At 60.6% G+C, this 23,363-nt stretch carries 22 protein-coding genes; 5 read left to right on the top strand and 17 right to left on the bottom strand.

The window, feature by feature from the left end:
- The 4 genes from AB5Y90_RS06710 to AB5Y90_RS06695 all read right to left on the bottom strand — a co-directional run bounded on the left by AB5Y90_RS06710 (window position 1) and on the right by AB5Y90_RS06695 (window position 3,398).
- Window positions 1-1,281 (bottom strand): sigma 54-interacting transcriptional regulator, encoded by a 1,281-nt coding sequence (locus AB5Y90_RS06710; RefSeq protein ID WP_005339807.1) that lies wholly within the window; start codon window positions 1,279-1,281, stop codon window positions 1-3.
- Window positions 1,278-1,796, bottom strand: coding sequence for a hypothetical protein (locus tag AB5Y90_RS06705; protein WP_219594831.1), 519 nt, complete (start codon window positions 1,794-1,796; stop codon window positions 1,278-1,280). The genes AB5Y90_RS06710 and AB5Y90_RS06705 overlap by 4 nt, the downstream gene beginning before the upstream one ends.
- Window positions 1,797-1,801: 5 nt before the next feature.
- Window positions 1,802-3,202, bottom strand: a complete 1,401-nt coding sequence (locus tag AB5Y90_RS06700; RefSeq protein WP_005339801.1) for a HAMP domain-containing sensor histidine kinase — start codon at window positions 3,200-3,202, stop codon at window positions 1,802-1,804.
- A 103-nt stretch (window positions 3,203-3,305) separates the two neighbouring features.
- Window positions 3,306-3,398 carry a YnhF family membrane protein gene (locus AB5Y90_RS06695; RefSeq protein ID WP_005339800.1) on the bottom strand — a complete coding sequence of 31 codons (93 nt, stop codon included), beginning with the start codon at window positions 3,396-3,398 and terminating at the stop codon, window positions 3,306-3,308.
- 124 nt (window positions 3,399-3,522) lie between these two features.
- On the opposite strand from AB5Y90_RS06695, the gene AB5Y90_RS06690 reads away from it, so the two are divergent.
- Window positions 3,523-4,098: a 2-amino-4-hydroxy-6-hydroxymethyldihydropteridine diphosphokinase gene (locus tag AB5Y90_RS06690; RefSeq protein ID WP_219594832.1), complete on the top strand. Its 576-nt coding sequence runs from the start codon at window positions 3,523-3,525 to the stop codon at window positions 4,096-4,098.
- Here the strand turns inward: AB5Y90_RS06690 and AB5Y90_RS06685 are convergent.
- Window positions 4,024-4,728 (bottom strand): SDR family oxidoreductase, encoded by a 705-nt coding sequence (locus AB5Y90_RS06685; protein WP_202005263.1) that lies wholly within the window; start codon window positions 4,726-4,728, stop codon window positions 4,024-4,026. The two genes, AB5Y90_RS06690 and AB5Y90_RS06685, sit on opposite strands and share 75 nt — an antisense overlap.
- A 162-nt stretch (window positions 4,729-4,890) precedes the next feature.
- Between AB5Y90_RS06685 and AB5Y90_RS06680 the strand changes: the two genes are divergently transcribed.
- A complete protein-coding gene (locus tag AB5Y90_RS06680) occupies window positions 4,891-5,295 on the top strand; it encodes a CBS domain-containing protein (protein ID WP_005356342.1) in 405 nt (134 codons plus the stop codon).
- Here AB5Y90_RS06680 and AB5Y90_RS06675 read toward each other — a convergent pair.
- On the bottom strand, window positions 5,292-5,828 hold the full coding sequence (locus AB5Y90_RS06675) for a DUF2301 domain-containing membrane protein (RefSeq protein WP_368166722.1): 537 nt from the start codon (window positions 5,826-5,828) through the stop codon (window positions 5,292-5,294). The two genes, AB5Y90_RS06680 and AB5Y90_RS06675, sit on opposite strands and share 4 nt — an antisense overlap.
- An 87-nt stretch (window positions 5,829-5,915) precedes the next feature.
- Here AB5Y90_RS06675 and AB5Y90_RS06670 point away from each other — a divergent pair, with 87 nt between their 5' ends.
- Entirely contained in the window at window positions 5,916-6,680 is a 765-nt protein-coding gene (locus AB5Y90_RS06670) for a substrate-binding periplasmic protein (protein ID WP_368166721.1), read from the top strand.
- Between the two features lie 8 nt (window positions 6,681-6,688).
- Here the strand turns inward: AB5Y90_RS06670 and asnC are convergent, their stop codons facing one another.
- Window positions 6,689-7,150 carry a transcriptional regulator AsnC gene (asnC, locus tag AB5Y90_RS06665; RefSeq protein ID WP_005339783.1) on the bottom strand — a complete coding sequence of 154 codons (462 nt, stop codon included), beginning with the start codon at window positions 7,148-7,150 and terminating at the stop codon, window positions 6,689-6,691.
- Window positions 7,151-7,303: 153 nt separating this feature from the next.
- Between asnC and asnA the strand changes: the two genes are divergently transcribed.
- Entirely contained in the window at window positions 7,304-8,296 is a 993-nt protein-coding gene (asnA, locus tag AB5Y90_RS06660) for an aspartate--ammonia ligase (protein WP_100647061.1), read from the top strand.
- A 301-nt stretch (window positions 8,297-8,597) separates the two neighbouring features.
- Here the strand turns inward: asnA and clpB are convergent, their stop codons facing one another.
- The 3 genes from clpB to rluD form a co-directional block, all read right to left on the bottom strand.
- The gene (gene clpB / locus AB5Y90_RS06655) at window positions 8,598-11,171 is read right to left on the bottom strand and encodes an ATP-dependent chaperone ClpB (protein ID WP_368166720.1); all 2,574 of its coding nucleotides are present in this window, start codon (window positions 11,169-11,171) and stop codon (window positions 8,598-8,600) included.
- A gap of 202 nt (window positions 11,172-11,373) precedes the next feature.
- Window positions 11,374-12,111, bottom strand: a complete 738-nt coding sequence (gene pgeF / locus AB5Y90_RS06650; RefSeq protein ID WP_368166719.1) for a peptidoglycan editing factor PgeF — start codon at window positions 12,109-12,111, stop codon at window positions 11,374-11,376.
- A 112-nt stretch (window positions 12,112-12,223) separates the two neighbouring features.
- Window positions 12,224-13,204: a 23S rRNA pseudouridine(1911/1915/1917) synthase RluD gene (gene rluD, locus AB5Y90_RS06645; RefSeq protein WP_005339771.1), complete on the bottom strand. Its 981-nt coding sequence runs from the start codon at window positions 13,202-13,204 to the stop codon at window positions 12,224-12,226.
- A 117-nt stretch (window positions 13,205-13,321) separates the two neighbouring features.
- Here rluD and AB5Y90_RS06640 point away from each other — a divergent pair, with 117 nt between their 5' ends.
- Complete coding sequence (locus tag AB5Y90_RS06640; protein ID WP_101530913.1) at window positions 13,322-14,077, top strand: outer membrane protein assembly factor BamD; 756 nt, start codon at window positions 13,322-13,324, stop codon at window positions 14,075-14,077.
- A gap of 136 nt (window positions 14,078-14,213) precedes the next feature.
- Here AB5Y90_RS06640 and AB5Y90_RS06635 read toward each other — a convergent pair whose 3' ends face one another.
- The 7 genes from AB5Y90_RS06635 to pntA form a co-directional block, all read right to left on the bottom strand.
- Entirely contained in the window at window positions 14,214-15,542 is a 1,329-nt protein-coding gene (locus tag AB5Y90_RS06635; RefSeq protein WP_368166718.1) for a CoA-disulfide reductase, read from the bottom strand.
- Window positions 15,543-15,640: 98 nt separating this feature from the next.
- Window positions 15,641-17,041, bottom strand: coding sequence for an L-cystine transporter (locus AB5Y90_RS06630; protein ID WP_368166717.1), 1,401 nt, complete (start codon window positions 17,039-17,041; stop codon window positions 15,641-15,643).
- Window positions 17,042-17,174: 133 nt separating this feature from the next.
- The gene (locus AB5Y90_RS06625; protein WP_368166716.1) at window positions 17,175-18,476 is read right to left on the bottom strand and encodes a serine dehydratase subunit alpha family protein; all 1,302 of its coding nucleotides are present in this window, start codon (window positions 18,474-18,476) and stop codon (window positions 17,175-17,177) included.
- A 21-nt stretch (window positions 18,477-18,497) separates the two neighbouring features.
- Entirely contained in the window at window positions 18,498-19,166 is a 669-nt protein-coding gene (locus AB5Y90_RS06620; RefSeq protein ID WP_368166715.1) for a transcriptional regulator, read from the bottom strand.
- A 147-nt stretch (window positions 19,167-19,313) separates the two neighbouring features.
- Window positions 19,314-20,093, bottom strand: coding sequence for a substrate-binding periplasmic protein (locus tag AB5Y90_RS06615; RefSeq protein WP_368166714.1), 780 nt, complete (start codon window positions 20,091-20,093; stop codon window positions 19,314-19,316).
- 98 nt (window positions 20,094-20,191) lie between these two features.
- Window positions 20,192-21,676: a Re/Si-specific NAD(P)(+) transhydrogenase subunit beta gene (gene pntB, locus AB5Y90_RS06610; RefSeq protein ID WP_005339759.1), complete on the bottom strand. Its 1,485-nt coding sequence runs from the start codon at window positions 21,674-21,676 to the stop codon at window positions 20,192-20,194.
- A gap of 11 nt (window positions 21,677-21,687) precedes the next feature.
- A complete protein-coding gene (gene pntA, locus AB5Y90_RS06605; RefSeq protein ID WP_019446577.1) occupies window positions 21,688-23,214 on the bottom strand; it encodes a Re/Si-specific NAD(P)(+) transhydrogenase subunit alpha in 1,527 nt (508 codons plus the stop codon).
- Window positions 23,215-23,363: the final 149 nt, after the last annotated feature.

Below are 23,363 nucleotides of genomic sequence, written 5' to 3'. Positions count from 1 at the left end.
TTATCCCTTCGATTTGAAGTTTGCAGCTTCGATACCGTGCCGATTCAATAACTTGTAAAAATCGGTACGGTTTCTGCCCGCCATGTTGGCCGCCAGGGTCACATTGCCCTCGGTGGTGCGCAGCAAGCGGATCAGATACTCCTTCTCGAATTCGGCCCGCGCCTCGTTGAACGAGGGGATGCCGCCGCCACCACCGCTCAGAGCGGACTCCACCATGGAGACCCCGATCACCGGGCTGCAACAGAGGCTGGCGAGCTGCTCCACCACGTTGCAGAGCTGGCGCACGTTGCCGGGCCAGGCCGCGGCAGCCAGCATCGCCAGCGATTCGGGCGAAAAACCCATGGCGGCGCAGTCGCTGTGGCGGCTGCGGTAGTCATCGAGCGCCTGACGGGCCAGCAGGGGGATATCCTCGCTGCGGGCACTGAGAGACGGCAAGGTGATATTGGCGACGTTGAGACGGTAGAAGAGATCTTCCCGAAAGCGCCCCTCCTCCATCGCCTTGACCAGATCCTGATGGCTGGAGCTGAGCACCCGCACCTCCGGCGTGCCCTGACCATACTCCTCCATCACCTGCAGCAGCTTGGCCTGCAGGGATTCGGAGAGGCTGCCAATCTCGTCGAGAAACAGGGTCGCCCCCTTGGCCTGCTCGAACAGACCGGACTGGCCATCTTCACCAAACAGCTGCAAGTCGAGTGACGCCCACGGAATGGCGGCGCAGTTGATGGTATGAAGCGGCTTGTCGCGCCGCTGGCTGGCCTGATGCAGCGCCTGCGCCATCGCCCCCTTGCCGGAGCCTGACGGCCCCATGATCAGCACCGGCACCTCCATGGTCGCAATGCTATGGGCCTGGATCAGCAGCTGTTCCAGCTGGGGATTGCGGGTCAGGATCAGCGACTGCCACTCCTGCTGCTGTTTCGGCCGCGTCAGACTCAACGCATGTTCGATGGTGGCGAACAGCTCATCCTTGTTGATGGGTTTGGTCAGAAAGCTGAAGACCCCGGAGCGGGTCGCCTGAATGGCGTCCGGGATGGTGCCGTGGGCGGTCATGATGATCACCGGCAAACCCAGCCACTGGGCCTGGATCCGCTCGAACAGCGCCAGACCGTCCATGCCGGCCATCCGCAGATCGCTCAGCACCAGATCGGCCCGTTGCTGACGCAACCGGTCGAGGGCCCCTTCCGCACTGTCGGCGGTATCCACTTCATAACCCTGACTGCGCAGCCGCATGCTCATCAGTTTGAGCAAGCTGACGTCGTCATCCACCAACAGGATCCGGCTCATGGTATTACCTCACGATTCTCGTTCAGCTTGCGCTGGTTGAGCTGGTCGTCGATAGCGGTCAGCTGCTCGATCTGGCGGCGCAGCCGCTGGATCTCCTGACTCTGGTCATCGCGACGGCTGTCGCGAGCCAGCAGCTGTTCGCCGAGGGCGATCCAGCTACGTAAAAAGGCCTGCGCATCGAGACCCAGTTCGGGCAGCATATGCTTCAGGCGCGCCAGACCGGCGGTGCGATTGGCCACCGATTCGGCGGGGTGGGAGTCCACCATCGCCAGACTGACCCGGCTCTCCAGATCGTCAGCCCCTTTCAGACGCTGACGCTCCTGCACCCGTTGCTGGGGGTGACTGGCCAGCAGCCAGTCGGAGTATTGCAGACGCACCTGCATCTCCTTGTTGGCAAACTCCATCCGCTTGGCAAAAGCGATATCGGAGGACTCCCGCTGTGCCTGTTGCGGCAGCAAGGAGCAACCCGCGAGCAGCCCTGCCATCAGAGCTGGAAATACGCGTTGTATCTTCATAGTCCTCATTTCAACGTCAACCTGAAACAGACATCCGCCTGTTCATCCTCTACCAGAACCAGTTCCCCCCCCAGGCTGTTGGCAGACTCGCGGGCGATGGAGAGGCCCATGCCCGAGCCTTTCAGGAGACCTTGCCGCACTGTGCTGCCCTGCTCGAAGGGTTCAAAAATGCGTTGCTGATCGGCCACGGGGATCTTGGGCCCCTCGTTGGCCACTTCCAGCCAGCTTATCTGTTCATCCTGCCCTGCCCTGATCCAGATATTGCCCCCGCTGGCGCCGTAACTGACGGCGTTGGAGAAGAGGTTATCGAGGATCAGTCGTAGCCGGTAGGGCTCCGCCCACAGGGTAACCGGCACGGTCGGCAAGTGTACACGGATCTGCTTGGACTCCAATGCCAGCCGGTACTCTGCAGAAAGTTCCGACAACATCGGCAGCAGGGGGACGGGCTCCAGTTCGAAGGCCTCCTGCTGACTGAGCCGGTTGAAGTCGAGCAGCCGCTCGATCAGGGTCTGCAAACGCCGACTGTTCTCGTCGAGCATCTGGCAGATCTCCAGCTGATCCGGCGTCAAAGGCCCGACCAGCTGCTCGCAGAGCAGATCCGTCCCCTCCCGCAGCACCGCCAGCGGGGTCTTGAGCTCGTGAGAAACATGACGCAGGAACTGGTATTTCTGCAGCTCCAGCTCCTTGAGTTTGTCGTGCAGCCAGACGATCCGCTCCCCCAGCAATACCAGCTCGGCAGGGCCGTCAACCGGCTTGGGATCGGGTTCGACCCCGGCACCCAGACTCAAGATGCGCGACTCAATCTGTCGTACCGGGTGGATGATGAGGTAGGTGAAGATAAAGACCATCAGCAGGCTGAGCGCCGCCACCGCACCGCTCACCCACCAGAGCTCGCTGGTCAGTCCGGCGATGGTGAGCTGCACCCGATCCATGTGTTCGTCAACCCGGCTACGGGTGACTATTTCGAGCTGCTTGTTGGCATCGTTGAACTGCTCGAGCTTGTCCCCCGCTGCCGCCGCCCGGGCCAACGCGGCATCCTGCAGGCTGTCGAGCCAGGCCAGCCCCTGATCGAGCCCGCTGTAGAGCTGGCCATCGGTGATGGAGTTGCGGTGTTCCGCCAGCAACACCCGATAACCATCGAGTTGCTGCTGGTAGCTGGTGAGACTGCGGCGATCCCCCAGCACCGCGAAGCGGCGCAAGGTGCGCTCGATATCGATGGCTTGCGCTGTCAGCAGGGTAGCGCGGCGGGTATCCTTGACCGCCCGCTCCATCTCGTCGCTGGTGAGCTGACTGAGGTGGGCAAGGGAGGTGCTGTTGTGCCAGATCATGCCGCCCAGCGGCATCAATACCAGCACAAATCCCATCAATACCACCTGCAGCAGGGAGCGTGGGCGAACCTTGGTCATCATCTCTTCTCTTGCATTCTCACCGGTGCGCCAGCATAGCCGCACCGCCCCAAAAAACAAAACCGGCCAACAGGCCGGTTTGTATTATCTGGATTGTGGTGATTCACGCCAACGCGACAGAGGCCAGACAGATAATCATGATCATCGCCAGCGCGCCCGAGGCGGTCAACAGCGCCCATTTCAGCTCCACACTCATGCAAACCTCCTTTCTGCCAATCAGTGCCGGATCACAATAGATAAGACAATGTTAAGCCATAGTTAATCCGATAACCGTGAGCTGCGTATACATTTCAGATGAGCCCAACCCAGGGAAGGTGAGCATGTTCTATCTGTGTAGCATTGGTTCCAATATTGACCCGCATATCCATGTCAGCCGCGCGCTGGCTGAGCTGTTTGCGAACGTCGGCCCCCTGCGGCTGAGTTCGGTGATCCGCACCAAGCCGGTGGGAATGCACTCCAGCCACGACTTTCTCAACTGCCTGCTGGTGGTGGAGAGCCCGCTCGATGCCGCCCGCCTCAAGCAGCACTTTGTCGCCCTCGAGGTGGCGCACGGCCGGGATCGCAGCGATCCGCTCTGCAAGGTGCACGATCGGCCGCTCGACATCGATATTCTGGCCAGCAACAGGAGCGGTGACTTTGCCTCGGCAGAGGTCGATTCCTATCTGGCGGAGCTGCTGGCAGAGCTCTATGGCCATGGCGAGGTGCATGACCCCAAGGTGGCGCTGCAAGTGACGCTCCCCGCCCCGTCGGGCAAGCTCAAACCCGGCAAGGGCTTGCTGACCCGGCAGGTCGGGCTGGAGCCGCTGGTGCTTGGCAAATCTTCAGAGAGTGGCCAGCGCCCGCCCGCCATCCACCTTGATGCTGGCCCCCGTCATATAACTGTTCCCCATCAGTAACTGCACCGCCTGCCAGATGGGCTCAAGCCCACCCTCCCGCGCCAGCGGCGTTTTCGCCAACACCTGCTGGCGCCATGCCTCGTCATGCTCGTCGAGAAACAGGATTGGCCCCGGCTCTATGGTGTTGACTCGCACCGCAGGCGCCAGCTCCCGGGCAAAGCTCATGGCCAGCGAATGGGCTCCCGCCTTGGTCGCCACATAGCTGGCAAAACGGGGGGCCGGGGCATGGATATAGATATCGGTGATGTGAATGATGCTGGCGTTGGGATTGCTGGCCAGCCGGGGGGCCAGCGCCCGGTTTAGCTGGAAGGGGGCCGCCATGTGTACCCGGTAGAACTGCTCGAACTGGGCCAGTTGCGCCGCCGGATCAGTTGCCTGCGGCTCGAAGGCCGAGGCGTTGTGGATCACCAACATCAGATCCTGATGGGTCTCCAGCACATCAATCAGCTTGCCAACGTCCTCTTCCCGACCAAAATCCGCCTGCACCAGCTCGACCCCCAATGCAGCCAGCGTGGCCAGCTCCGGCCGCTCGCTGCGATAACTGCCCGTCACCTGCCAACCCGCAGCCACCAGTTGTTCACAGAGATAAAATCCGAGTCGACGGCCGCAGCCCGTAACCAATGCACGCATACGATCTCCTTTCCCTTTCATGGTCTTGCATGAACGAAGCCCGCCTGCCAGCGGATCACCGCCGATGGCTTGTGCCTATCAATCCCTGCGGCACAAGCCATTGGTCGCGGGCCACCCACCTGCGTCATAGTGGCGGCATCCCCCTCTTGCGGAGTCACCACCATGCTGAAAGTACACCACCACATGGGTCGCCTGACCCACTCCCTCACTGCCGGACTCGGCCTGGCCGAGGCGCTGGATCGCCTGCATCAATCGGGTCTTGGCGGCCTGCCGGTGCTGGATGAGCAGAAACGGCTGATCGGCTTTCTCTCCGAACAAGATTGCATTCCAAGCCTGCTCACCGGCAGCTACCACTGCGATACCCGCACCCGGGTGGAGGATCTGATGAACCGCTCGCCCCTCTCGGTCGGGCCGGATGAGAGCATTCTGGATCTGGCTCGCCAGATGGCCGATGCCAAGCCCAAGATCTACCCGGTGCTGCAACAGGGCAAGGTGATCGGCATCATCAGCCGCCGTCAGGTGATGCAAGCCCTCAACCAGCAGATGAAGGTGTGCCAGCAGACCTAGATCTGGTAACGCCCCTTGTCACCGATATCAAAGTGCAGGGGCATCCGCCACTTGGCCAGCGCCAGCAAGGTCAACAGGGCGCCGCAGACCAGCGCCACCAGTGCGGCGGCCCACTCCACCCGCAACCACTCCAGCAGCCATAACGCCGGTAGCAGCACGGGCACCAGCTTGATGCCGGGAATGGCGAAGCAAAACTGCTCCTTGAACGCCAGCCCGGAGAGGGTCGCCAACGCCGCCCCCAGCACCAGCGCATCTGGCGCCCCCACCGCTGCCAGGGCCAGTGCGCCCCAACCAAATCCCTGCAGAATCAGGCGAATCCGCTTGTCGTAGATATGCAGCGAGAAGCCGCAGATTGCGCTTGCCACTGCCAGCGACATCAACCATTGTGCCGACGGGAACAGTGCCATCCCGCTCAGCAGCGCCGCACCGCGGCAAAGCAGCAACAGGGCTGCCGCACTCAAGCCAAGGCGGTAGAGCGAGACGGTCAACTTGTCGATCCCGTCCAGCGGGCTCTCGATTTCAGGATTTGCCATAAACAGTCGCTTCTAACGGATCAGGTGCCATCCAATATACTGGAATCAGGTCTTGGAATATCTTCAAACGGGCTCAGGAGACGTAGTTTGCGTGTGATCCCCCTGTTTTGGTTGCTGTTTCCACTCGGATTGCCCGCCAAAGAGCTGGTGATCTGCGGCACTATGGAGCCCCCGCTCAAGTTTATCGATGTCGATCAGAAACCCCGTGGGCTCGATATCGACATCGTCACCGCCATCTTCGACAAGCTGGAGACGCCTTTTAGGATCGAGCTGGCTGATTCCGCCGCCCGCCTCACCCGCAACGCCGAAACCGGCGCCTGCGATCTGGTGATGACCCACTCCTACAAGGCAGAGCGGGAGAGTTATCTCATCTATCCCCAACAGGCCCATCTTCGCCACAGCTGGCACTTCTTCGTGCGCAAGGCGGACCTGCTGAAGATCCGTTACGAGACGCTGGCCGCTCTCAAACCCTGGCGCATAGGCGTGACCAAGGATTTCTCCTACACCCCTGAACTGGCGGTGGCGATGACCGACCCGGCCTATCAGTTTCAGGAGATCACCATGAACCAGCTGCAACTGCGCAAACTGCTGGCCGGACGGATCGATACCGTGCCGATGCCGCTGGTCACCGCCTTCACCCAAATCAAGGAGGAGGGGCTGACGGGCAAGGTCGATTACCTGCCCAAACCGCTCAAGAGCAGCCCCTACTTCAACACCTGGGCCCGCGCACGAGCGGATGCACAGACTCCAGCCCTGATGGCGGCCTACGATGCCGAACTGCTGCGCATGAAGCGAAACGGCAGCCTCAAGGCCCTCTACGACAAGTACGCCATCCCCTATATCGAACCCTGATCAAGGGGTCAGGGTTTCACATCCCGCAGGATAGGGTTTTGCAGTGAAATCAGGGTTTCAGTGGACTGGATCTCGTCGATGGTCTGGATCTTGTTGATCAGCACTATCTGCAGCTCGTCGATGGAGCGGGTCATCACCTTCATGAAGATGCTGTAGTGGCCCGTGGTGTAGTAGGCCTCCACCACCTCGTCCAGCGCCTGCAGCTTGGCCAATGCCGAGGGGTAATCCTTGGCACTCTTCAGATTGATCCCGATAAAGCAGCAGACGTCGTAACCCAGCTTCTTGGGGTTAACCTGCACCCGTGTCCCCTCGATGATCCCCGCCTGTTTCATCTTCTCCACCCGCACATGGATGGTGCCCGGGCTGACCGCCAGTTGTTTCGCCAGTTCGGCGTAAGGGATCCGCGCATTCTCCATCAGAGCGGTGAGGATGGCCTGATCGAGATTATCGATCCGGTAATTTTCCGGCATTTTTTTGCACTCCCGCTAACGATACCTCATTAAATGACGGCTTATTTTGAAGAAAAAAATACACAAAGCCTATTTCTATTATCGATTATTGAATTTAGTTGGCAATCCGTTGAAGAATCACCACATCCAACGGGCTTGAAACAGGAATTCAGCATGAAACAGCACTACATTCGCAGCCAACAGCAGATCAGCTTCGTCAAAGAGATGTTCTCCCGCCAACTCGCCCAGCAACTGGGTCTGATGGAGGTGCAAGCCCCCATTCTGAGCCGGGTCGGTGATGGCACTCAGGACAACCTCTCTGGCCATGAGAATGCAGTGCAGGTCAAAGTGAAAACACTGCCGGAGCACAGCTACGAAGTGGTCCATTCACTGGCCAAGTGGAAGCGCCAGACCCTGGGTCGCTTCGGCTTCGGCCCGGGCGAAGGGATCTACACCCACATGAAGGCACTGCGTCCGGATGAAGACAAGCTCACCCCCATCCACTCCGTCTACGTGGATCAGTGGGACTGGGAGAAAGTGATGCCGAGCGAGCGCCGCGATCTGGCCTATCTGCAGGAAACCGTGCGCGGCATCTGGGCCGCCATCAAGGCCACCGAGCGCGCGGTCTGCGCCGAACATGAGCTGACCCCCTTCCTGCCGGCCGAGATCCAGTTCCTGCACAGCGAAGAGCTGCTGGCCCGTTACCCGGACCTCGATGCCAAGGGGCGCGAGCGCGCCATCGCCAAAGAGCTTGGGGCCGTGTTCCTGATCGGCATCGGCGGTGCCCTCTCCCACGGCGAACGCCACGATGTACGCGCCCCGGATTACGACGACTGGAGCAGCCACAGCGAGCTGGGTCTGGCGGGTCTGAACGGGGACATTCTGGTGTGGAACCCGGTGCTGCAAGACAGCTTCGAGATCTCCTCCATGGGGATCCGGGTCGATGCCGAGGCACTGCGCCGCCAGCTGGCTATCACCGGCGACGAAGATCGCCTGCAGTACGACTGGCATCAGGATCTGCTGGCCGCACGGATGCCGCAGACCATCGGCGGCGGCATCGGCCAATCCCGTCTGGCCATGCTGCTGCTGCAAAAAGAGCATATCGGTCAGGTGCAGGTTGGTGTGTGGCCCTCTGAAATGAAGGCCGCTATCCCGGGCATGCTGTAAACGCGTTTATTTCACCGGTCTGGCCTGTGCGCAGTGGCACGCGGGTCAGCCCTAAAGGTGTGTGGCGGTGCGGACTGAACGAGCGCAGTCCGGACATGCTGTAAGTCGCGTGGTCATCCCTGATGGCCCACGGCGAAACCGGGGCTTGCCCCTGCGACCCGCTCAACCCACGTCAGGTCGCTTCACTACATTCCTCCCGGCAATCTTCGGATTGCCGTTTTTTTTTGCGCCCGAATCCCTGCCACCAGATATGGCAACGCCAGCCCGAGGACTGGCGTTGCAAACATCGATGCGAGACTGGTTACTGGGTCATGGTGAGGCCGTTGCTGTCGGCCCCCAGCACCAGTTTTTTGCCTGGCACGATGCGACCGGAGAGCAGCGCCTGCGCCAGCGGGTTCTCCACCTTCTGCTGGATCGCCCGTTTGAGAGGCCGCGCCCCGTAGACGGGGTCGAACCCGGCGTGAACCAGCTTGTTGAGCAGCGCTTCGCTCACCTCCACCTCGTAACCCTGAGCCTCGAGACGGCCCATCAGGCTCTTGAGCTGGATGCGGGCGATGGACTTGATGTGCTCCTCGCCAAGCGGATGGAACACCACGGTCTCGTCGATCCGGTTGATAAACTCCGGCCGGAAACTGCGGGTCAGCACATCCATCAGCATGGCCTTCATCTCGTCGTAATCCTTCTCGGAGTGGTGCTCCTGAATGAGATCCGAACCAAGGTTGGAGGTCATGATGACCACGGTGTTGCGAAAATCGACGGTACGACCCTGACCATCGGTCAGGCGGCCATCATCGAGCACCTGCAGCAGGATGTTGAACACATCCGGGTGCGCCTTCTCCACCTCGTCCAGCAGGATCACCGAGTAGGGACGACGGCGTACCGCCTCGGTCAGATAACCGCCCTCTTCATAACCCACATATCCGGGAGGCGCCCCCACCAGACGGGCCACGCTGTGTTTCTCCATGAACTCGGACATGTCGATCCGCACCATGGCATCCTGGGTATCGAACAGGAACTCCGCCAGCGCCTTGCACAGCTCGGTCTTGCCCACCCCGGTGGGCCCCAGGAACAGGAAGGAGCCGATGGGGCGATTCGGATCGGAGAGACCGGCACGGGAGCGACGAATGGCGTTGGAGACCGCATCGACCGCCTCTTCCTGACCAATCACCCGGCTGTGCAGCTGATCTTCCATCCGCAGCAGCTTGTCGCGCTCCCCTTCCAGCATGCGGGCGACCGGAATGCCAGTCCAGCGGGCCAGGACGTCTGCGATCTCCACATCGGTGACCCGATTGCGCAGCAGACTGGTCTCCTGCATCTCCGCCTGAGTGGCGAGATCCAGCTGTTTCTCCAGCTCCGGAATGCGGCCGTACTGCAGCTCGGACATCCGGCCCAGGTCGCCTGCCCGGCGTGCCACATCGAGATCCTGACGGGCCTGCTCCAGCGCCGCCTTGATATGCTGGGTGCCGGCGAGGGCGGCTTTCTCGGCCTTCCACACTTCGTCCAGCTCGTTGTATTCCCGATCCTTCTCGCCAATCTCCTGATTGATCAGCTCCAGCCGTTTGCGGCTGGCGTCATCGTCCTCCTTCATCAGCGCCTGCTGCTCCAGCTTGAGCTGGATGATGCGCCGCTCAAGACGATCGAGCGCCTCGGGCTTGGAGTCGATCTGCAGCCGGATGCTGGCAGCCGCCTCGTCAATGAGGTCGATGGCCTTGTCCGGCAACTGGCGATCCGCAATGTAGCGGTGCGACAACTGGGCCGCCGCCACGATGGCAGGATCGGTGATCTGCACATGATGGTGCAGCTCGTAACGCTCTTTCAGACCGCGCAGGATGGCGATGGTATCTTCGACTGTCGGCTCCTCCACCAGCACCTTCTGGAAACGGCGCTCCAGCGCGGCATCCTTCTCGATGTACTGACGGTACTCATCCAGCGTGGTGGCACCGACGCAGTGCAGGTCGCCACGGGCCAGCGCAGGTTTCAGCATGTTGCCTGCGTCCATGGCCCCTTCGCCCTTGCCGGCGCCGACCATGGTGTGCAGCTCGTCGATAAAGAGGATGACGTTGCCCTCCTCCTTGGCGAGATCGGTCAGTACGGCCTTAAGCCGCTCTTCAAACTCGCCGCGATACTTGGCCCCGGCCACCAGCGCCCCCATGTCCAGCGACAGCACCCGCTTGTTCTTGAGCCCTTCCGGTACTTCGCCATTGATGATGCGCTGGGCCAGCCCCTCGACGATGGCGGTTTTACCGACACCGGGAGCACCGATCAGCACAGGGTTGTTCTTGGTACGGCGTTGCAGCACCTGAATGGTGCGGCGGATCTCGTCATCCCGGCCGATCACCGGGTCGAGCTTGCCGATCTCGGCCCGCTCGGTCAGATCGATGGTGTACTTCTCCAGCGCCTGGCGGTTCTCCTCGGCGTTGGCATCCTCCACCTTCTTGCCGCCACGCACCTTGTCGATGGCCGCTTCGAGTTTCTCCTTGGTCAGCCCCTGGGCGCGCAGCAGCTCACCCAGCGTTCCCTTGTCGTCGAGGGCAGCCAGCACGAACAGTTCGGAGGAGATGAACTGATCCTTGCGCTGCTGGGCCAGTTTGTCGCAGACGTTGAGCAGGCGGCCGAGGCCGTTGGAGAGCTGCACGTCCCCTTCCACGCCGCTGACGCGCGGCAGGCGATCCAGCTCCTCACCGAGACGGGAGCGCAGGGCATTGATATCCATCCCGGTCAGGGTGAGCAACGGACGGATGGAGCCGCCATCCTGATTGACCAGCGCGGTCATCAGGTGAACGGGTTCGATGAATTGGTGGTCACGACCCAGCGCAAGAGACTGGGCATCGGAAATAGCAATCTGGAATTTGCTGGTAAGGCGATCGAGGCGCATTGCACTCCCCCTTCAAACAGGCAGACGCCGCTTGCGCGGCAAACAACATAACTTTCTGAGATGAAAGATGAGGCCCGTACGGGCTATTTCAAGGGCATGGGCTGGTTATTTTTTCTGCAAAGCGGGGAGAGGGCAGGATCCCCGCCTCTCTCATACGGATCTGTTCTTGAGAGAGACGGGCTATTACTTGGCGGGTGATTGCTTAGCGGGCCAACCAGATGAGGGAGGCCATGCGGCCGGTCTGGCCGTCGCGGCGATAGGAGTAAAACTGCTCGCTGTCGCTGAAGGTGCAGTATTCGCCACCATAGATGGCGGTGACGCCAGCACGGGCAAGGCGCAGCCGGGCCAGCTGGTAGATATCCGCCAGCCATTTCCCCTCATTGGACGAAGGGATGAACGCCGCTTCTGCTTCGGCCTGCTCGGCCATAAAGGCCTCGCGCACCTCGCCACCCACTTCAAACGCAGTGGGGCCGATGGCCGGGCCCATCCAGGCCAGGACCTCGCCCGGCTCGCAGCCCATGGCGGCGATGCTCGCCTCCAGCACGCCCTCTTTCAGTCCACGCCAGCCTGCGTGGGCCGCTGCGACCACGGTACCTGCCCGATCGCAGAACAGCACCGGCAGACAGTCGGCGGTCATCACGATGCAGGCCAGCTCCGCCTCATGGGCGTAGGCGGCATCGGCATCTGGCGCCTGCTGATAATGGTTGCTGACCTGATGAACCACGGTGCCGTGCACCTGATTAAGCCAGTTGAGGGGCCCCGGGATGGCGGCCGCCTGCTGCAAGCGAGCACGATTGGCCTCGACTCGCACCGGTTCATCCCCCACATGGGCGCCCAGATTCAGCCCGGCGAAAACCCCCTCGCTTACCCCGCCATCCCGAGTGGTTGACAGGGCTCTGACATTGGCCGGAGCTGGCCAGTCGGGTTCGATCCATTTCATCTGTGACTCCTTCAATTCACCGATATAAAAACGGGGCTCCTGCAAGGGAACCCCGTTTGGCATCTATTCGGGCCGGATGACGCCAGAAACCGACGCAGCAGGCCCTATCGCATCAGTTCCAGACCAGATCGTCCGGATTGGCGAGAGTATCCGCGCGCAGCACTTCCATCAGCTCCACCATGTCTTGCGGTGTAGCTGAGTGCCACTGCATCACTTCTCCCGTGATGGGGTGAGCCAGTTGCAGCATGGTGGCATGCAGCGCCTGACGGTTGAAGTTACGCAGTGCCTGGGTCAGCTCGGGGGTCGCGTTGCGCAGCGGGCGCAGACGGCCACCGTAAGCGGGATCACCCACCAGCGGGTGTTTGATATGCGCCATGTGGACACGGATCTGGTGGGTACGGCCGGTCTCCAGACGCAGACGCAGACGGGTGTGGCCACGGAACTTCTCGTGAACCCGGTAGTGAGTTACGGAAGGACGACCATTGGGCACCACGGCCATATGGGTACGCTGGGTCGGGTGACGGCCTATGGGCGCATCAACCGTACCACCTGCGGTCATGTGACCGATGGCGATCGCTTCGTACTCACGGGTGATCTGGCGCGCCTGCAACGCTTCCACCAGATGGGTCTGGGCGGGTACGGTTTTGGCAACCACCATCAAACCTGTGGTGTCTTTATCCAGACGGTGCACGATACCGGCGCGAGGTACCTCGGCAATGCCGGGGTAGCGGTGCAGCAGGGCGTTGAGGATGGTGCCATCCGGCGTGCCTGCGCCCGGGTGAACCACCAGTCCGGCCGGTTTGTCGATCACCAGAATGTGTTCATCTTCATAAACGATGTTGAGCTCGATATCCTGGGCATCCCAGCGAGTATCATCTTCCAGCTCGACATTCACATGCACCTGCTGCCCGGCCAGAATCTTCTCGCGCGGGGTGTTGGCAACCTGACCGTCCAGGGTCACTCTGTCCTGTAAAATCCACTCCTTGATGCGGGTGCGGGAGTAGTCTGGAAACAATTCGGCCAGGGCCTGGTCGAGTCGCTGCCCGAATTGGTGATCCTGGAATTCGCCTGTCAGTTCAATATGCTGGCTCATGTATGGTCTCTTGAGCGGGGGGTATCAATTCGAAATAATCCGGGTATTCTAGCTTTTCTTTTAGCCAAGCATAACGGATACTTTGCCAATTTCGTGGAAATGGACCGGATGTTGTTGATGGGAAAGAAGTCTCACCTGCTGATGTCGCTCGCCTTGGTCGCTACCTTGATCACAGGCTGTTCCAGCACCAAACCCAAGGTACCCGACGAACCGCCGGAGACCCTGTACCAGAAAGCACGCCTCAAACTGGACGTTGGCAATTACGTGCAAGCCACTGAATTGCTGGAGGCTTTGGACTCTCGCTACCCGTTCGGCGCCTACTCCAACCAGGTGCAGCTTGACCTCATCTATGCCTACTACAAGCAGGATGATACCGCTCAGGCGATCGCCAATATCGACCGTTTTATCCGCCTCAATCCGGCGCATAAAAACATCGATTACGTCTTCTATATGCGCGGCCTGACCAACATGGCGGCGGATTACAACTTCTTCCAGAGCCTGTTCGGTATCGATCGTGACGACAAAGACCCTGCTTATGCCCGTCAGGCATTCCAGGACTTCAAGACCCTGTTGCAGAACTACCCCAACAGTGTCTATGCCGCCGATGCCCGCGCCCGCATGATTGGCCTGAAGAATCGTCTGGCCCGATATGACCTGAGCGTGGCCGAGTATTACGTGAAGCGTGATGCACTGGTCGCGGCCGCCAACCGGGCCAAGCTGATTGTCGAAACCTACCCCGACACAGCCGAAACCGAGAAGGCACTGGAGATCATGGTCGAGTCTTACGACTCTCTGAAGATGCCGCAGCTGGCCAAGCATGCCCGCGAAGTGCTGGCCAAGAACTACCCGGAAAACCGCCTCGGCCGTGGCTGAGTGATACGGATAAACCGGTAACAAAAAACCGATGCCTTGGCATCGGTTTTTTTTATCGCTGCAATTTACCCTCAGCTATTACCCGCAGATTGCTCTGCAGAGCAGAATCTGCGTAACGACGCAGTCATCGCAACGCTTACTTCGCGACATTACCCGCCACGTTCAGGGCATCCCAGGTGCGGGAGAAGGGCGGCGCGTAGGCAAAGTCCAGCATGCCGAGCTGCTCGGTGGTCACTCCCATGGTGATGGCCACCGCCAGCGCGTCGATGCGGTGGACCGCCCCCTTGCGACCGAGGATCTGGCCGCCCAGCAACCGCTTGTTGCCCGCCTCGTAGACCAGCTTGACGTGAATGTCGGACTGACCCGGGCAGTAGTTGGTGTGGCACTTGTCCTTGATCACCACAGTGCGATAGTCGATGCCCATCGCCTTGGCTTCCTGCTCGGAGAGGCCGGTACGGCCCGCCTCCAGCCCCAGCACCTTGAGCGCGGCAGAGCCGAGGGTGCCTGGGAACTCCTGCTCGGCCCCCGCCAGGTTCTCACCCACCATGCGCCCCAGCTTGTTGGCGATGGTGGCGAGCGGCACATAGACCTGCTGCTGCTTCACGCTATGCCAGACGCTGGCACAATCACCGGCCGACCAGACGTTGGCCAGCGAGCTGCGTCCCTGACGATCCACCTTGATGGCGCCGTTACCGAGCCGCTCGATGCCGGTATCGGCCAGAAACTCGGTGTTGGGCTTGACCCCGGTACAGACCACCACGATATCGGCCTCGTACTCGCCCTGGCTGGTGCGCACGCCGGTCACCCGACCATCCCCCAGCAGCGCTTCAACTCGCTCACCCAGATGGAGAGAGACCCCCTGCTCGCGCAGTTCGGTTTCGATGTGCTGGGTGATCTCGCCATCAAACGCGTCGGGGATGACCCGATCCGCCAACTCGATGAGACGCACCTCTTTGCCCTGATGGACCAGCGCCTCGACCACCTCCAGCCCGATAAAGCCGGAGCCAATCACCACGGCGCGGCGATTGTTCTTGTCTTGCACCGCCGCCTTCAGCGCCAGCCCGTCGGCCATCCGGCGCAGACCGAATACCCCTTGCTGCTGCAAACCGGGGATGGGGGGCATCACTTCGCGGGCGCCGGTGGCGATCATCAGCCGATCGTAGCGATCGGTGAAGGTGTCGCCGTTGTGCTCCACCACCAAGGTCTGGGCAGTTGCATCGACGCTCAGCACCCGATGGCCAATCTTGACCTCGATCCCCTTGGCGGCGAACTGCTCGGGGGTGAACTCGGCCATGTAGCCGGGCTCCTGAAACTCGTCGCCGACAAAGTAAGGCAGGCCGCAGGCACCGAAAGAGATCACCTCGGAGGCCTCATACACCACGATTTCGGCATCTTTGGCCAGACGGCGCGCCTTGGCGGCCGCACTCATACCGGCAGCTTCGCCACCGATGACCAGAATTCTCATTGTTTTTCCTCTCAATGGCGCAGGGAGGGCATGCCCTCCCTGCGGTCTATGACGGGAAAGAGTCACCCCTTTCCACGAGCAGATCAACCGACAGCAAATCAGACGGTGGACTCTTCGCCGTCCAGACTCACTTCGTGATCGCTGTTGAACACATGCATGTCGGTCTCGCCCATCAGGCGGCTGGTGACCGTCCCTGCGGTGATGGAACCGGAGACGTTGAGCGCGGTACGGCCCATGTCGATCAGCGGCTCGATGGAGATGAGCAGACCGGCCAGCGCTACCGGGAAGTCCAGCGCGGAGAGCACGATCAGCGCGGCAAAGGTGGCGCCGCCGCCAATCCCGGCCACCCCGAAGGAGCTGACGGTGATGATGGCGATCAGGGTCATGATGAAGCCGGGATCCATCGGGTTGACCCCGACGGTCGGGGCAATCATCACTGCCAGCATGGCCGGATAGATACCGGCACAGCCGTTCTGGCCGATGGTGGAACCGAAGGAGGCGGCGAAGTTGGCGATCCCCTCAGGAATACCCAGCGACTTGGTCTGGGTTTGCACGTTCATCGGGATGGAGCCCGCACTGGTGCGCGAGGTGAAGGCAAACGCCAGCACCGGAGTGATCTTCTTGAGGAAGCGCAGCGGGTTGATGCCGACCATGCTCACCAGCAGCAGGTGCACGACAAACATGATGGCGATGGCACCGTAAGAGGCCATCACAAAGCTGAGCAGATTGATGATGTCAGCATAGTTGGAACCGGATACCACCTTGGTCATCAGCGCCAGTACGCCGAACGGGGTCAGGCGCAGCACCAGAGTCACCATTCGCATCACGATGGCATGAGCCACGGCCACGAAGTGGCTGAAGCTGGCGAAGATCTCCGGCTTCTTGCGGGCGATGCCGGTGGCGGAGAGGCCAATGAAGATGGAGAAGATCACCACGGCGATGGTGGAGGTCTTGCGCGCCCCGGTCATGTCGAGGAAGGGGTTGGCCGGAATGAACTCCAGCACCATCTTGGCGAACGACATGCTCTCGACGCTGCCGAGGGTGGTCTGCAGCGCGGCGCCCCGGGCGCTTTCGGCAGCACCGGAGGTGAGTCCTTCAGCGGTCAGGCCAAACAGGTTGGACATCAGGATGCCCGCCCCGGCGGCGATGGCGGTGGTGAAGATCAGCACGCCTATGGTCATGGCACTGATCTTGCCCAGCGCGGTGCCACCATTGAGCTTCAAGATAGCGCTGATGATGGAGACCATGATGAGCGGGATGATGATCATTTGCAGCAGCTTCACATAGCCGCTACCCACGATATCCAGATAGTCGATGGTCTGAACAATGACGGACGAACCAGCACCGTAAAGCAGTTGCAAAGCGGCGCCGAACAGAATACCGAGCCCCAGACCGGCAAATACCCGGCGGGTGAAGCTCACATGTTTTTCCTGTAACCGGTAGAGAAAGAACAGCAAGATGGCGGCGATGGCCAGATTGCCGATAACGCTAAATGTCATGGTATGACTCCCCAAAAAGCGGGCTTGCGCCCGAGAAACAAGAGCAAGCGCCATGCTTGCCCTGGCAACCGTGTCAGACGGTCTGCGCCGTCGTGACAAGAACAAGGGGGTCTATCGCCCCCTTGTCACAGATTCACTGCTTCTGCTGTTTCGCTCGCATGATGTTGATGATTTCGATGTCGGTATCCAGCATCCCCTCTTTGGAGAGTCGTCCCAGATTGGCGATGGTCTGGTCCACGTCATCGGAGACGATCCCCTCGCTCTGGGGGACATGCAGGTTGTTGATGGCCATCAGCGAAGACTTTACCGCCGCTGAGGTAGAAGTGGAGACCTTCATGGAGCAGGCGCTGCCCGCGCCGTCGCAGATGATGCCGGAGACATCGCCAATCATGTTGTTGATGCAGTGGCTGATCTGCTGATACTGGCCGCCCAGCAGCCAGGTGATGGCGGCACCGGCCCCCATGGCGGCGGTACTGGCGGCGCAGAGGGCCGACAGCTTGTTCTGGTAAGTCTTGATGTAGATGGCCACCAGATGGCTCATCACCAGCGCCCGAGTCAGCTGCTCGTCGCTCGCCTTGAGGAAGCGGGCCGCCGCGACCACAGGCATGGTGGCGGCAATGCCCTGATTGCCGGAGCCGGAGTTGGACATGGCGGGCAGCATGGCGCCATCCATCCGCGCATCGGAAGCAGCGGAGGAGAGACGCATCGCCAGGGTCATCAGGTCATCGGAGAGCAGCTTGCGCTCCACCTGCTCGGTGAGGATCTTGCCGATCTTCAGGCCGTAACCCTGCAACCCTTCGTCCGCCAGCGCCTGATTCATGGTGGCGGCCTCGCGGATAAAGTCGATCTCCGCCAGCGGCACTTCCAATGCAAAATCGACGATCTCCCGCAGGGTCATGGCCGGTTTGGCGGATTTGGCTGGCTGGATCTGCACGCTGGGGGCACTGGCCTGCTCCATCAGCACCTCGCCATCCTTCTCCATCAGGATGATGCGGGTGTGGTCGGTACAGATCACCACCCGGGCACTGTGCCCTTCAACTTCGGCCAGCACCTCGGCGTAGAGCACGTCCGGCACATCCTTCACATCCACCTTGATCACCGGCAGCAACGTCTTGGCCGCTTCCACCTGTTCTGGTGTGAGGGTCTTGAGCACCTCCAGCCCGGCATTGGGATTGCCGCCGGTGATGCCGACCGCAGCGGCCACCGGCAGACCGATCATGCCGGTACCCGGCACCCCGACCCCCATGCCGTTCTTGAACAGATTGCCACTGACCCAGACGCTGATGCGGGTCGGGGTCTCCCCCAGCAGCTTGCGGCAGTTGGCCGCCGCCAGCGCCACCGACATCGGCTCGGTACAGCCCAGGGCCGGCACCACTTCACGCTTGAGCAGGGTAATAAAGTCGGTCCATTGTGCTTTCATCGCAGTGTTTCTCATGTTCAGGGTGCCCGCAGGCAGTTATTGCTTGTTCAGATCCGCCTTGTGGTTGCGGATATGCAGATAAACAGTATGACGGGAGATGCCGAGCATCCGGGCAACCAGCTGCGCCGCCTCCTTGATCTCGAAGATCCCCATGTCGAAGAGCCGGGTCACTATCTCCTTGTTGCGCACCGTGCAGGAGAGCGAATCGTCCCGATCCACCTTCTCAATCACCTGAGTCACCAGATCGTCCACCGAGCTGGCAAAGGTCTCGTTGTTGAGCGGCGCCGGTGCCGCGGGCAGCGCAAAAGTATCGAGCAGGCTGCCAAGGGAGGTATCCAGACTGAAGTTCACGCAGAGCATGCCGATGGGCTTGCCCTGCCGGTTGCTGATAGTGATGGAGGAGGACTTCAGCAGCGTCCCGTCGCGGGTACGGCTGAAGTAGCTGCTCCACTGGCTGCCCGCCTCCCCCTGCAAGCGGTTGAGGGCAAAGTCGGTGACCGGCGCCCCCTCCCGACGACCGGTGACATGGCCGTTGGCAATCTTGATAACCGATGCATCCAGCGTATCGAACGCATGCAACACCACCTCGCACCCTGCGCCAAACAGCGCGGCCAGCGCCTCGACCGCGGGCTCGAAACTGGCGATCAGATGACGTTCTTCATCCGTTAACGAATTGATCTGGTCAATGGTGGCTGCTGTGGACATATATGAGTAACTTTGAGTAAACCGCAGTTGATTCTACTATCAACAAGATCAACTAATGTTGAGCGGCATCCCCTTTTTGCTCGCCATTATGCCCACCTTTTAACAAAGTGCGACAAATTGTGAAGCGGCGCACAGCAGGGCGGCAACTCAGAGGTGATAGCGGGCCAGCAGCTGCTTGTAGGCGGGAGTCTGTTTGAACGCCTTGAGGGCAGAGGAGAAACGGATAGCCAGCTGGTCGTGGCCGGGCTTGTGGGTAAACGCGAGGAAGTTGCGGTTGTCGTCGGTCAGCAGGCGCGAGCCGTGGTTCACCTGATCCTGCAACCCCTGAGTGTGCAACAGATAACGACCGACCCGCTCGTTGAGCACCACCCCGTCCAGCCGACCGGCCATCATCAGATGCAGCTGTTTGATGGCATTCCCCTCCCCCGTCATCGGCATCCGGATCACCCCGGGATCGGTCAGAAAATCGGGACTGTAGGCATAATCTTCCTGAATACCTATCCGCAGACCCTTGAGGTCAGAGAGCTGCCTGAAATCCACCGGACGAACCGTCGGATAGAAGAGCACTTCGCCGCTGTAAGAGAGCGGCTCTTCGGGGTAGTGAAGCCAGTGCTGGCGGGAAGGTTCAAAGAAGACGTCGACTACCGCATCCCCCTGCCTGAGACGGGCCTGCTGCAGAACTCGCTTCCAGGGCAGCACCCTGATTTCGGTGCGATAACCCATCTGGCGCAACACGGTACAGGCCAGATCGAGATCGGCGCCGGCCAGCTCGCCATTGTCACCACGCATCACATAAGGGGGCCACAGCTCGGTCAGCAGCGTCAGAGTCGGCGGTTTGTCCGCCGCAGCCGTCAAACCGGCACCAAACAGGGAGGCCAGCAGCCAGCCGTACAACCCGATCCTTCGCCAACCCTGATACCACATCATGGAGATCCCTCATGGTCCGTATGGATTGAGGATATACAAGGGATGGGCAATAAAAAAGGAGGCCGAAGCCTCCTTGATATTCACTCTCTGAATGGCACTTACAGTGCTTTCAGGATTGCCTCGACGCTGGCCTTGGCATCGCCAAACAGCATCTGGGTATTTTCCTTGAAGAACAGCGGGTTCTGGACACCGGCGTAGCCAGTATTCATGGAACGCTTGAAGCCGATGACGTTCTGCGCTTTCCATACTTCCAGCACCGGCATACCGGCGATCGGGCTGCCCGGATCTTCCATCGCGGCCGGGTTGACGGTGTCGTTGGCACCAATCACCAGCACGGTATCGGTATCGGCGAAGTCGTCGTTGATCTCGTCCATTTCCAGCACGATGTCATACGGGACTTTCGCTTCCGCCAGCAGCACGTTCATGTGGCCAGGCAGACGACCGGCAACCGGGTGGATACCGAAACGCACCTTGACGCCGCGGTCACGCAGCTTCTGGGTGATTTCAGCCACCGGATACTGGGCCTGTGCCACCGCCATGCCATAGCCCGGGGTGATGATGACGGAGCTGGAGTTCTTCAGCAGGTCAGCCACTTCCTCGGCGCTGGTTTCGCGGTATTCGCCCATCTCCTGATCAGCCGTGGAGGCCACGCCATCGGAGCCGAAGCCACCGGCGATCACCGAGATGAAGGAGCGGTTCATCGCCTTGCACATGATGTAAGAGAGGATGGCACCGGAGGAACCCACCAGGGCACCGGTGACGATCAACAGGTCATTGGAGAGCATGAAGCCCGCTGCCGCTGCCGCCCAACCGGAGTAGGAGTTCAGCATGGAGACCACTACCGGCATGTCGGCACCACCGATGGAGGCAACCAGATGCCAGCCAAAAGCGAAGGCGATCAGGGTCATCACCAGCAGAGCGAAGGTGGAGCCACCGGCGTTGACGAAGTAGACCATCAGCGCCAGAGACGCGACCACGGCCAGCAGGTTCAGCTTGTGGCGGTGCGGCAGCATCAGCGGCTTGGAGGAGATCAGACCGCGCAGTTTGCCGAAGGCAACCACGGAACCGGTGAAGGTTACGGCACCGATAAAGACGCCCAGGAAGATCTCGACCAGATGGATGTTCAGCATGGCGCCGGTCAGGTGCTCGACCTGAGCAACGCTGTTGGCCTGCTCGAACGCCGCACGGGCGGCTGCCAGGGTGGCATCCAGATTGGAACCGACGGAGACGACGACCTCAGCAGGAGCAGAGGGGTGCAGATCGATGAAGCTGTTGAAGCCCACCAGCACTGCCGCCATACCCACGAAGCTGTGCAGCACGGCCACCAGCTCGGGCATCTCGGTCATTTCGACCTTGAGCGCCAGACGCACGCCGATGGCACCGCCGATCACCATGGCCAGAATGATCCAGTGAACGCCACTGGTCTCCGGGTTGAATACGGTGGCGAGCAGGGCGATAGCCATACCCGCGATACCGAACAGGTTGCCATGCTTGGCCGTTTCTTGCTTCGACAGTCCCGCGAGACTGAGGATGAAGAGCACGGCGGCAACGATATAGGATGCTGTTACCAGTCCTTGAGACACGTTAAACCCCCTTAATCCTTACGGAACATCTTCAGCATGCGCTGAGTGACGGTGAAGCCGCCGAAGATGTTGATACTGGCAATCAGCACGGCGATGAAGGCCAATGCGGTAACCAGAGTCGACCCTTGCCCGATCTGCAGCAGGGCACCGACCACGATAATGCCGGAGATGGCATTGGTGACCGACATCAGCGGCGTATGCAGGGCGTGCGATACGTTCCACACCACGTAATAACCGACCACACAGGCCAGGATAAATACGGTGAAGTGGGAGAGGAAGGCTGCCGGGGCAACGGACGCAATCCAGCCGAAGGCGGCGATGCCGAGGGCACCGAACACGAACTTCTTGTTGGAGGGCTTGGCCTCTTCTTTCTTGGCGGCCGGTTTGGCGGCAGCAGGTTTCTGCGGGGCGGCAGAGACAGAGATAGCGGGCGGCGGGAAGGTCACTTCACCGGCCTGGATCACCGTCATGTTGCGCTGAACCACGTCTTCGAAGTCGATGGCAACGTTGCCGTCCTTCTCCTTGCACATCAGCTTCATCAGGTTGACCAGGTTGGTACCGTAGAGCTGGGAGGATTGGGCAGGCAGACGGCCCGGCAGATCGGTGTAACCAATCACCTTGACGCCGTTGTCGGTGACATGCAGTTCGCCCGGCACTGTGTATTCACAGTTACCGCCAGCCTGAGCGGCCATGTCCACAATGACGGAGCCCGGCTTCATGCTGTCGACCATCTCTTTGGTGATCAGCTTGGGAGCCGGCTTGCCCGGGATCAGGGCGGTGGTGATGATGATGTCCACCTCTTTGGCCTGCTGGGCGAACAGCTCCATCTCGGCCTTGATGAACTCATCGGACATGACTTTGGCGTAACCATCGCTGGATGCACCGTCTTCGCCACCGAAGTCCAGCTTGAGGAATTCCCCACCCATGGATTCGATCTGCTCGGCCACTTCCAGACGGGTATCGAACGCACGCACGATGGCACCGAGGGAACCGGCCGTACCGATGGCAGCCAGACCGGCTACACCGGCACCGATCACCAGCACCTTGGCAGGCGGCACTTTACCGGCTGCGGTGATTTGACCGGTGAAGAAGCGACCGAACTGGTGCGCAGCTTCAACCACGGCGCGATAGCCACCGATGTTGGCCATGGAGGAGAGGGCATCGAGGGACTGGGCACGGGAGATCCGCGGCACCATATCCATCGCCATCACATTGATGTTGCGCTCGGACAGCTTCTTGACCAGCTCAGGGTTCTGGGCAGGCCAGATGAAGCTCACCAGAGTGGCGCCATCTTTAATTTGTGCGATCTCGGCATCGGTCGGCGCATTGACCTTGAAGATAAGGTCGGCTTGCCAGACATTCGGCACCACGCTGGCACCGGCAGCCTCGAAGGCGGCATCATCGAAGCTGGCCGACAGGCCTGCGCCGGTCTCGATGGCGACCTCGAAGCCGAGCTTTTTCAGCTGCTCGACGGTAGCCGGGGTCGCTGCGACCCGGGTCTCACCGGCGAGACTCTCTCTCGGTATTCCAATCTGCATGACTATTCCCTGATGGTTAATAAACAATCGCTGCCCAGTGTCTCACTTCTGACGAAACAAGACATGACCAAAGTGCAGGTCCAGGGCTCTTTGTTATGAAAATCAGTAGGCTTTACCTCAACCTCCTGTCATGGTCAGGCCCCCGCTTT

Origin of the sequence: Aeromonas sp. R4-1 (genome assembly GCF_040908325.1) — a bacterium.
GTDB lineage: Bacteria > Pseudomonadota > Gammaproteobacteria > Enterobacterales > Aeromonadaceae > Aeromonas > Aeromonas veronii.
This window is presented reverse-complemented; position numbering and strand designations above follow the sequence as displayed.

Excerpts from the sequence above, each read along its gene's own strand:
- AB5Y90_RS06710 (WP_005339807.1), bottom strand. The coding sequence starts at position 1,281 with ATGAGCCGGATCCTGTTGGTGGATGACGACGTCAGCTTGCTCAAACTG.
- AB5Y90_RS06705 (WP_219594831.1), bottom strand. The coding sequence starts at position 1,796 with ATGAAGATACAACGCGTATTTCCAGCTCTGATGGCAGGGCTGCTCGCG.
- AB5Y90_RS06700 (WP_005339801.1), bottom strand. The coding sequence starts at position 3,202 with ATGACCAAGGTTCGCCCACGCTCCCTGCTGCAGGTGGTATTGATGGGA.
- AB5Y90_RS06695 (WP_005339800.1), bottom strand. The coding sequence starts at position 3,398 with ATGAGTGTGGAGCTGAAATGGGCGCTGTTGACCGCCTCGGGCGCGCTG.
- AB5Y90_RS06690 (WP_219594832.1), top strand. The coding sequence starts at position 3,523 with ATGTTCTATCTGTGTAGCATTGGTTCCAATATTGACCCGCATATCCAT.
- AB5Y90_RS06685 (WP_202005263.1), bottom strand. The coding sequence starts at position 4,728 with ATGCGTGCATTGGTTACGGGCTGCGGCCGTCGACTCGGATTTTATCTC.
- AB5Y90_RS06680 (WP_005356342.1), top strand. The coding sequence starts at position 4,891 with ATGCTGAAAGTACACCACCACATGGGTCGCCTGACCCACTCCCTCACT.
- AB5Y90_RS06675 (WP_368166722.1), bottom strand. The coding sequence starts at position 5,828 with ATGGCAAATCCTGAAATCGAGAGCCCGCTGGACGGGATCGACAAGTTG.
- asnC (WP_005339783.1), bottom strand. The coding sequence starts at position 7,150 with ATGCCGGAAAATTACCGGATCGATAATCTCGATCAGGCCATCCTCACC.
- asnA (WP_100647061.1), top strand. The coding sequence starts at position 7,304 with ATGAAACAGCACTACATTCGCAGCCAACAGCAGATCAGCTTCGTCAAA.
- clpB (WP_368166720.1), bottom strand. The coding sequence starts at position 11,171 with ATGCGCCTCGATCGCCTTACCAGCAAATTCCAGATTGCTATTTCCGAT.
- pgeF (WP_368166719.1), bottom strand. The coding sequence starts at position 12,111 with ATGAAATGGATCGAACCCGACTGGCCAGCTCCGGCCAATGTCAGAGCC.
- rluD (WP_005339771.1), bottom strand. The coding sequence starts at position 13,204 with ATGAGCCAGCATATTGAACTGACAGGCGAATTCCAGGATCACCAATTC.
- AB5Y90_RS06640 (WP_101530913.1), top strand. The coding sequence starts at position 13,322 with ATGGGAAAGAAGTCTCACCTGCTGATGTCGCTCGCCTTGGTCGCTACC.
- AB5Y90_RS06635 (WP_368166718.1), bottom strand. The coding sequence starts at position 15,542 with ATGAGAATTCTGGTCATCGGTGGCGAAGCTGCCGGTATGAGTGCGGCC.
- AB5Y90_RS06630 (WP_368166717.1), bottom strand. The coding sequence starts at position 17,041 with ATGACATTTAGCGTTATCGGCAATCTGGCCATCGCCGCCATCTTGCTG.
- AB5Y90_RS06625 (WP_368166716.1), bottom strand. The coding sequence starts at position 18,476 with ATGAGAAACACTGCGATGAAAGCACAATGGACCGACTTTATTACCCTG.
- AB5Y90_RS06620 (WP_368166715.1), bottom strand. The coding sequence starts at position 19,166 with ATGTCCACAGCAGCCACCATTGACCAGATCAATTCGTTAACGGATGAA.
- AB5Y90_RS06615 (WP_368166714.1), bottom strand. The coding sequence starts at position 20,093 with ATGATGTGGTATCAGGGTTGGCGAAGGATCGGGTTGTACGGCTGGCTG.
- pntA (WP_019446577.1), bottom strand. The coding sequence starts at position 23,214 with ATGCAGATTGGAATACCGAGAGAGAGTCTCGCCGGTGAGACCCGGGTC.